This is a genomic window from Acinetobacter sp. SwsAc6 (assembly GCF_013391565.1).
Taxonomy (GTDB): domain Bacteria; phylum Pseudomonadota; class Gammaproteobacteria; order Pseudomonadales; family Moraxellaceae; genus Acinetobacter; species Acinetobacter cumulans.
Map to the genome: position 1 here is coordinate 62,412 of NZ_JACAXE010000018.1, position 8,469 is coordinate 70,880.

General features: G+C 42.9%; 8 protein-coding genes and 1 tRNA gene. All 9 read right to left on the minus strand.

Going from position 1 to position 8,469, the window contains the following annotated elements; all coding sequences use genetic code 11:
* Positions 1-5 precede the first annotated feature (5 nt).
* A complete protein-coding gene (gene rpoB, locus HYG93_RS12530; RefSeq protein ID WP_178962523.1) occupies positions 6-4,094 on the minus strand; it encodes a DNA-directed RNA polymerase subunit beta in 4,089 nt (1,362 codons plus the stop codon).
* Positions 4,095-4,400: 306 nt separating this feature from the next.
* Positions 4,401-4,769 (minus strand): 50S ribosomal protein L7/L12, encoded by a 369-nt coding sequence (gene rplL, locus HYG93_RS12535; protein WP_106985568.1) that lies wholly within the window; start codon positions 4,767-4,769, stop codon positions 4,401-4,403.
* A 48-nt stretch (positions 4,770-4,817) separates the two neighbouring features.
* A complete protein-coding gene (gene rplJ / locus HYG93_RS12540) occupies positions 4,818-5,324 on the minus strand; it encodes a 50S ribosomal protein L10 (protein WP_106985569.1) in 507 nt (168 codons plus the stop codon).
* A gap of 299 nt (positions 5,325-5,623) precedes the next feature.
* Positions 5,624-6,319 (minus strand): 50S ribosomal protein L1, encoded by a 696-nt coding sequence (gene rplA, locus HYG93_RS12545; RefSeq protein ID WP_106985570.1) that lies wholly within the window; start codon positions 6,317-6,319, stop codon positions 5,624-5,626.
* 3 nt (positions 6,320-6,322) lie between these two features.
* Positions 6,323-6,751, minus strand: coding sequence for a 50S ribosomal protein L11 (gene rplK / locus HYG93_RS12550; RefSeq protein ID WP_106985571.1), 429 nt, complete (start codon positions 6,749-6,751; stop codon positions 6,323-6,325).
* A 121-nt stretch (positions 6,752-6,872) separates the two neighbouring features.
* Positions 6,873-7,406: a transcription termination/antitermination protein NusG gene (gene nusG / locus HYG93_RS12555; RefSeq protein WP_106985572.1), complete on the minus strand. Its 534-nt coding sequence runs from the start codon at positions 7,404-7,406 to the stop codon at positions 6,873-6,875.
* Between the two features lie 7 nt (positions 7,407-7,413).
* Complete coding sequence (gene secE / locus HYG93_RS12560; RefSeq protein ID WP_106985573.1) at positions 7,414-7,854, minus strand: preprotein translocase subunit SecE; 441 nt, start codon at positions 7,852-7,854, stop codon at positions 7,414-7,416.
* A gap of 75 nt (positions 7,855-7,929) precedes the next feature.
* Positions 7,930-8,005: transfer RNA gene (locus HYG93_RS12565), tRNA-Trp, on the minus strand.
* A gap of 53 nt (positions 8,006-8,058) precedes the next feature.
* On the minus strand, positions 8,059-8,469 hold a 411-nt coding region (locus HYG93_RS12570), incomplete at its 5' end, for an EF-Tu/IF-2/RF-3 family GTPase (RefSeq protein ID WP_256733474.1).

The window sequence follows — 8,469 nt, forward strand, 5'->3', positions numbered from 1 at the left end:
ACTAATTAGTCACCATTTTTCAGTTCAATGTTGATACCTAAAGAACGGATCTCTTTGGTCAATACGTTGAACGATTCAGGCATACCTGGGTCCATATAATGGTTACCATCTACAATGTTTTTGTAGATACGGGTACGACCTTCAACGTCATCCGACTTCACAGTTAGCATTTCTTGAAGCGTGTATGCTGCACCGTAAGCTTCTAGTGCCCAGACCTCCATCTCACCGAAACGCTGACCACCGAATTGAGCTTTACCACCCAATGGCTGTTGCGTTACTAGAGAGTAAGAACCAGTAGAACGCGCATGCATCTTGTCATCTACCAAGTGGTTCAGTTTCAGCATGTACATGTAACCTACAGTTACAGGACGGTCGAAACGTTCACCAGTACGGCCATCATACAATACTGTTTGACCAGTACGTGAGATGTTCGCAAGTTCAAGCAATTCTTTGATTTGGCCTTCTTCAGCACCATCAAATACAGGAGTCGCTAAAGGAACACCTTTACGCAAGTTACCTGAAAGTACTAAGATTTCTTCATCAGTTAAGCTATCAAGATCTTCTTGTTCGCCACCAACTTTGTTGTAAATCTTGTCTAAGAATGCACGAAGCTCAAGTACAGTACGTTGCTCTTGCATCATCTTGTCGATTTGATCGCCAAGACCTTTTGCAGCCATACCCAAGTGAGTTTCTAGAATCTGACCCACGTTCATACGTGAAGGTACGCCTAGCGGGTTCAATACGATATCAACAGGTACACCGTTTGCATCGTGAGGCATGTCTTCTACAGGTAAGATGTTAGATACAACACCTTTGTTACCGTGACGACCCGCCATTTTATCACCCGGTTGGATGCGACGTTTTACAGCTAAGTAAACTTTAACAACTTTCAATACGCCAGTTGTAAGTTCATCACCTGTAGAAAGTTTGCGTTTTTTCTCAGCAAATTTCTCATCAATTTCAATGCCCTTCTCTTTTAAGAACACTTGAATTTGAGTTAAACGTTCTGCAATACCTTCGTCAACTGGCTGGATTTCCAACAAGTCTGGAAGTTCTAAACCAGTCAATAAATCTTCTGTTAATTTATCGCCACGTTTAGTTGTACCGCCACCATTAGATTCTTGACCTTTCAACAGGCGAACAATACGTTCACGTGCTGCTTCTTCGAAGATTTTGAATTCTTCTTTCAAGTCTTTACGGTATGCATCAAGCTGTGCTTTTTCAATTGCTTGAGCACGTTCATCTTTTTCAAGACCGTCACGTGTAAACACTTGAACGTCAATTACTGTACCTTTAACACCTGAAGATACACGTAAAGATGAATCTTTCACGTCAGCTGCTTTTTCACCGAAGATTGCGCGAAGCAATTTTTCTTCTGGTGTTAACTGCGTTTCACCTTTAGGCGTTACTTTACCAACAAGGATGTCGCCAGCAGTAACTTCTGCACCGATATAAACGATACCTGATTCATCAAGTTTAGAAAGCGCAGCTTCACCCACGTTCGGGATATCGGCAGTGATTTCTTCAGCACCAAGTTTAGTATCACGTGCTACACATGATAATTCTTGGATATGAATCGAAGTTAAACGATCTTCTTGAAGTACACGCTCAGATAAAAGAATCGAGTCTTCGTAGTTGTAACCGTTCCAAGTCATGAACGCTACACGCATGTTTTGACCAAGTGCAAGCTCACCGCCATCTGTAGATGGACCATCAGCAAGTACGTCGCCACGTGCAACTTTGTCACCTAAACGTACAACAACGTTTTGGTTAATACATGTGTTTTGGTTCGAACGTGTGTATTTGATCAAGTTGTAGATATCTACACCTGCCTCACCCGCTACCATCTCTTCTTCGTTCACACGAATCACGATACGTGATGCGTCAACAAATTCGATACGACCGCCACGACCAGCAAGTACACACACACCAGAGTCATGTGCTACGTTTGCTTCCATACCGGTACCAACAAGTGGCTTATCGGCACGCAAAGTCGGAACAGCCTGACGTTGCATGTTTGAACCCATCAACGCACGGTTGGCGTCATCGTGTTCAAGGAATGGAATAAGTGACGCTGCCACAGATACAACCTGCTGTGCAGATACGTCCATGTGCGTTACTTTTTCTGGAGGCATACGTACGAAGTCACCTTGGTGACGAACAGATACGAATTCTTCTAGTAGGCTACCATCTGCATCAACTAGAGAATCGGCCTGTGCAATGACAGTACCTACTTCTTCAATTGCAGATAAGTATTCAACGTCATCTGTTACGCGACCATCAACAACTTTACGGTATGGAGTTTCCAAGAAACCGAAGTTGTTACATTTTGCATATACAGAAAGCGAGTTGATCAAACCAATGTTTGGACCTTCAGGCGTTTCAATTGGACATACACGACCGTAGTGAGTTTGATGTACGTCACGCACTTCGAAGCCTGCGCGTTCACGAGTCAAACCACCTGGGCCCAATGCTGATACACGACGTTTGTGTGTAATTTCAGACAACGGGTTGTTTTGATCCATGAATTGAGACAATTGGCTTGAACCAAAGAATTCTTTGATTGCAGCTGCCACTGGCTTCGCATTGATTAAATCTTGCGGAGACAAGTTATCAGTTTCAGCTTGGCTTAAACGCTCTTTAACAGCACGTTCAACACGAACTAGACCAACACGGAATTGGTTTTCAGTCATTTCACCAACAGAACGAACACGACGGTTACCCAAGTGATCGATGTCGTCGACTTCGCCTTTACCGTTACGGATTTCAACTAATGTTTTTAATACATCAGTGATGTCGCTATTCGAAAGAATACCTTCAACTGCACGTGATTTTTGGTCTGTACCTACTTCGTAAGGACGACCTAAACGACGGTTGAACTTCATACGACCAACAGGAGACAAGTCATAACGTTCAGAAGAGAAGAACAAGTTATTAAACAAGTTTTCTGCAGCTTCTTTTGTTGGTGGCTCGCCTGGACGCATCACTTTATAGATTTCTACAAGTGCTTCTTCACGGCCAGTTGTTGTATCTGCACGTAATGTGTCTGCAATGAATGAACCGCGGTCGATGTCATTGGTAAACAATACGTTAAACTGTTTAACACCGCCTTCAGCCAATTTCACCATGATTTCATGGCTCAATACAGTATTGGCAGCAATTACTTCGCCGTCACGTAAAACAACGTCTTCAGCAATAATACGCTCGTATAGGTATTCATCAGGCACTGATAATTTTTCTAAGCCAGATGCTTCCATTTGACGAACGTGGCGCGCGTTAATACGTTTACCTTGTTCTACAATTACTTTGCCATCAGCACCAGCAATATCAAACTGCGCCATTTCACCACGTAGGCGTTCAGGCACTAGATCGATTTGGTAGCTACCCATATCTAGGTATACAGGCACTTTCTCGTAGAACATATCGAGAATTTGTTCGTTGCCATAACCAAGCGCACGTAAAACCACAGTCGCAAGTAATTTACGACGACGGTCGATACGTACATAAACAAGGTCTTTCGCATCAAATTCGAAATCCAACCATGACCCACGGTAAGGAATGATACGTGCTGAGTAAAGTACTTTACCGCTTGAGTGTGTCTTGCCTTTATCGTGGTCAAAGAACACGCCTGGCGAACGGTGCAATTGAGATACGATTACACGCTCAGTACCATTGATGACAAAAGTACCGTTGTCGGTCATGAGTGGCATTTCACCCATGTACACTTCTTGTTCACGTACGTCTTTGATTGATTTCGTTTCACGATCTTTGATGATCAAACGAATTTTTACACGCATTGGTGCCGCAAAAGTTGAGCCACGAAGAATACATTCGCGCACATCAAATTCTGGTTTACCAAGACTATACTCAACGAATTCTAAAGCAGCATTGCCAGAATAACTTTCAATAGGAAAAACTGAACGAAATGCGGCTTGGAGACCGATATCTTCGCGGTTTTTTGGAGTTTTACCGTCTTGCAAGAAAGTTCGGTACGAGTCGACTTGGATCGCGAGCAAGTACGGAACATCCATCACTTTGGGCAATTTACCAAAATTCTTACGGATCCGTTTCTTTTCGGTATATGAGTATGCCATCTGGAGTCCTCGGAAAGTAAACTGAACCCGCCTGCAGAACGGGTTCAGAAAGAATTACGCAGGCCGATATGGCCACCACTTTTACAAATGCTGCAATTTATAGTGGTATTAAAACGCTTAACAATATTTTTTAGAACTGAAAAATATTGGTAAGCGTTTGATCATTATGTTTATTTTCAATTTGTATGAATTTTATATCATGCAAACAAAAATCGAGCCGATTATTGTAACGCAAAAAGGCTGATGACCCAAGGGGCACCAGCCATTTTCTGGAGCCGGTTATAAAAAAACCGACTCCTCTTAAGATTACTTAAGTGTAACTGTAGCACCAGCTTCTTCAAGTTTCTTCTTAAGTTCTTCGCCTTCTTCTTTAGAAACGCCTTCTTTAAGAACTGCAGGTGCGCCTTCAACCATGTCTTTAGCTTCTTTCAAGCCAAGGCCAGTAGCTTCACGAACTGCTTTAATTACAGCAACTTTGTTCGCACCGAAAGAAGTCAACTCAACGTTGAATTCTGATTGTTCTTCAGCAGCAGCAGCAGCAGGACCAGCAGCAGCTACAGCTACAGCAGCAGCAGAAACGTTGAATTTCTCTTCGAAAGCAGAGATAAGTTCAACAAGTTCAAGAACAGTTTTTTCAGCAACTGCGTTTAGGATTTCTTCGTTTGTTAAAGCCATGAGAGTAACTCCAAATGGGTATTGAATGGTGTGTAAATTGATTTAAGCTTATGCAGCTTCTGACTCGTTTTTCTCTTTGAGCGCAGTAATAAGGCGACCCAATTTCGAAATAGGAGCTTGAAGAACGTTTGCAAGCATAGTAAGCGCTTTTTCTTGGTTCGGAAGATTCGCGATAACGCTAACTTCAGCACCAACGTAAACTTTGCCATCAAATGCAGCAGCTTTAAGTTCAAATGCTTTGTTAGTTTTAGCAAATTCTTCGAACAAACGAGCAGCAGCACCCATGTCGTCTTCAGAAGTTGAGAAAGCTAAGATTGTTGGGCCAACAAGGTTGTCGTTCAAGATATTGAATTGAGTATCTTGAAGAGCGCGTTTAGCCAAAGTGTTACGAACTACGCGAGTAGCAACACCTAGTTTACGAGCTTCAACACGTAGAGCAGTTAATTGCTCAACAGTTAAACCTTGGTAGTCAGCAACAACAGCAGCAAATGCAGTAGAAGCAACTTCAGTTACTTCAGCTACGATCTGTTTTTTGCCTTCGATAAGAAGAGCCATTGTAAAACCTCCTAACGGTGATTTATGCATCTATACAGATGCACTCCCAATTCGTAAATCCAATTTGGATTTACACGCGGAGGAGGAACAAATCACACCACCGCGTCTACTCAGGCTGGAGGATTAAGAAAGAAGCATAAAACTTCTCTCGCCCGAGGTCTTTGACGCTGACAAATTTACATTTATCAATTCAAAGTTCGCCTAAGTTTGCAAAATACGACAGTGCGTTTCTTGCGTAAGTTTTAAAGCAATGCTTTAAAACTTACTCAGGGCTTTAAAATTCTGTAATAAGTCGAAACTTATTTAGAAACGTTTGCTACATCAACGATCAAACCAGGACCCATAGTTGAGCTCAAAGTGATCTTTTGGATGTAAACACCTTTAGAAGTAGCAGGTTTTGCTTTCTTAAGGTCAGCGATAAGCGCTTCAACGTTTGAACGAACAGCTTCAGCAGTGAAACCTACTTGACCGATCGCAGCGTGGATAATACCAGCTTTGTCTACGCGGTAACGTGCTTGACCAGCTTTTGCATTTTTAACTGCAGTCGCTACGTCAGGAGTTACAGTACCCACTTTAGGGTTTGGCATTAAGCCACGTGGACCAAGGATTGTACCCAATTTACCAACAACGCGCATTGCATCTGGAGCAGCAATTACTACGTCGAAGTCAAGGTTACCCGCTTGGATGCTTTCAGCAAGGTCATCAAAACCAACTACGTCCGCGCCTTCAGCTTTAGCAGCTTCAGCAGCAGCGCCTTGAGCAAACACAGCTACACGTACAGTTTTACCAGTACCTGCAGGAAGTGTAGTCGCGCCACGAACAACTTGGTCAGATTTACGAGGATCAACACCTAGGTTTACAGCAACATCCAAAGATTCTTTGAATTTAGCTGCAGGAAGACCTGCCAATACAGCAACAGCTTCTTCTAGCGTGTAAACTTTATGCGCTTCAACAGCAGCAGCAATGGCTTTTTGACGTTTAGTTAACTTTGCCATGTCTTATAGCTCCACTTCCAAGCCCATAGAACGCGCAGAACCAGCAATGGTACGTACACGAGCGTCTAAATCAGCACCAGTAAGATCTGGTTCTTTAGTAGTCGCAATTTCTTCTAGTTGAGCGCGAGTTAGTTTACCTACTTTAGTTTTGTTAGGTACACCTGAACCCTTTTGGATACCAGCAGCTTTCTTAAGAAGAATCGCAGCAGGTGGAGTTTTCATGATGAATGTGAACGACTTGTCGTTGTACACAGTGATCACTACTGGAATTGGAAGACCAGCTTCAACTTTTTGTGTCGCAGCATTGAATTCTTTACAGAATGCCATGATGTTAACACCACGTTGACCTAGTGCAGGACCAATCGGTGGAGATGGATTTGCTTTACCAGCTGGAACTTGCAGCTTGATATAGCCGTCAATCTTCTTAGCCATTTCAATTACCTCTGGGTACTAGCGCCGATTAAGGCTCCCCATCATTTACAAGTAACGATACCGTTACAACAACAATGCCCGATCCATATTAAATAGACCGAGCCGTTTCAACCAAAACCGATTAAATTGTTTTTTCGACTTGTCGAAATTCCAACTCAACTTGTGTTGGTCGATTAAATACATTAATCGTTAGCGTTAAGCGTGATTTCTCGTATAGAACTTCTTCCACCACACCTTTAAAGTCTGTGAATGGACCATCAATAACGAGTAACTCTTCACCTGGTTCAAACATCGTCTTAGGACGAGGTGCTTCACCCTTGTTGTGCACGCGCGCAAGAATAGCGTCAGCTTCTCTTTGCGTAATTGGGGCAGGCTTTTCAGCAGTACCACCAATGAAACCTAATACTTTTGGACATTCTTTAACAATGTGCCAAGTTTCATCATTCATTTCCATTTCGACTAATACATAGCCAGGAAAGAATTTACGCTCAGATTTGCGTTTCTTACCGTCCTTCATTTCCACTACTTCTTCAGTAGGGACAAGAACTTCACCAAAGCTATCGGCAACAGCGCTACGCTGGATTCGATCATTAAGTGAACGCATCACTTGTTTTTCATAACCTGAATAGGCATGAATAATGTACCAACGTTTCATAGCTCTCTTACCCGATAATAAACTTCATTAACCAGCCTAAGATGTAGTCAAAGCACCATAATAAAATAGAAGCTATCACTACAACTGCAAGAACTTGCCAAGATGTGGTCACAGTCTCTTGCTTTGTCGGCCAAGTCACACGACGTAACTCAATTCGCGAATCTTTTAATAAGCGAACAAAGCCTTTGCCTTGATGGGTGGCGTATAATAAACCTAAAGCCACAACGATACAAGCCAAAATTACCCCAACACGCACCCAAACATCATTCGCTGGCGCCCAATATGCTGGTAAATATTGACTTACCATCATTGCTCCAACCAATAAAATCAAGGCGATAACCCATAGAATCACATCTATCGGAGAACCAGACTTCACAACTTCAACAGGATTATTTCTTTGAGGAATTGCCGCTTCGCTTATCGCGTCACGTGATTTATCATTCGACATTTTTGTACTCGTCGTAGGATTCGCGACTTATTATATGACCAGTTTCACCAGCATCAAGCTTCTTTTTTAAAAATTTGGCAGGCCAGGAGGGACTCGAACCCCCAACATTCGGTTTTGGAGACCGACGCTCTACCAATTGAACTACTGACCTTTAGCACAAATCGAGAGCCTAAACCCTCGATTTGTATATCACATCTATGCGTATTATGCAGTTACTTTAGAAACTACACCAGCGCCAACTGTACGACCGCCTTCACGGATCGCAAAACGTAGACCTGGGTCCATTGCGATTGGGTGGATAAGCTCTACTGACATTTCAACGTTGTCACCAGGCATTACCATTTCCACGCCTTCTTTAAGCGAGATCGCACCAGTTACGTCCGTAGTACGGAAGTAGAACTGTGGACGGTAACCGTTAAGGAATGGAGTATGACGACCACCTTCTTCTTTAGAAAGTACGTATACTTCTGCGTCGAATTTAGTATGCGGTTTGATCGCACCTGGTTTAGCAAGTACTTGACCACGTTGAACGTCTTCACGTTTAGTACCACGTAGAAGAACACCACAGTTCTCGCCCGCACGGCCTTCGTCAAGAAGTTTACGGAACATTTCTAC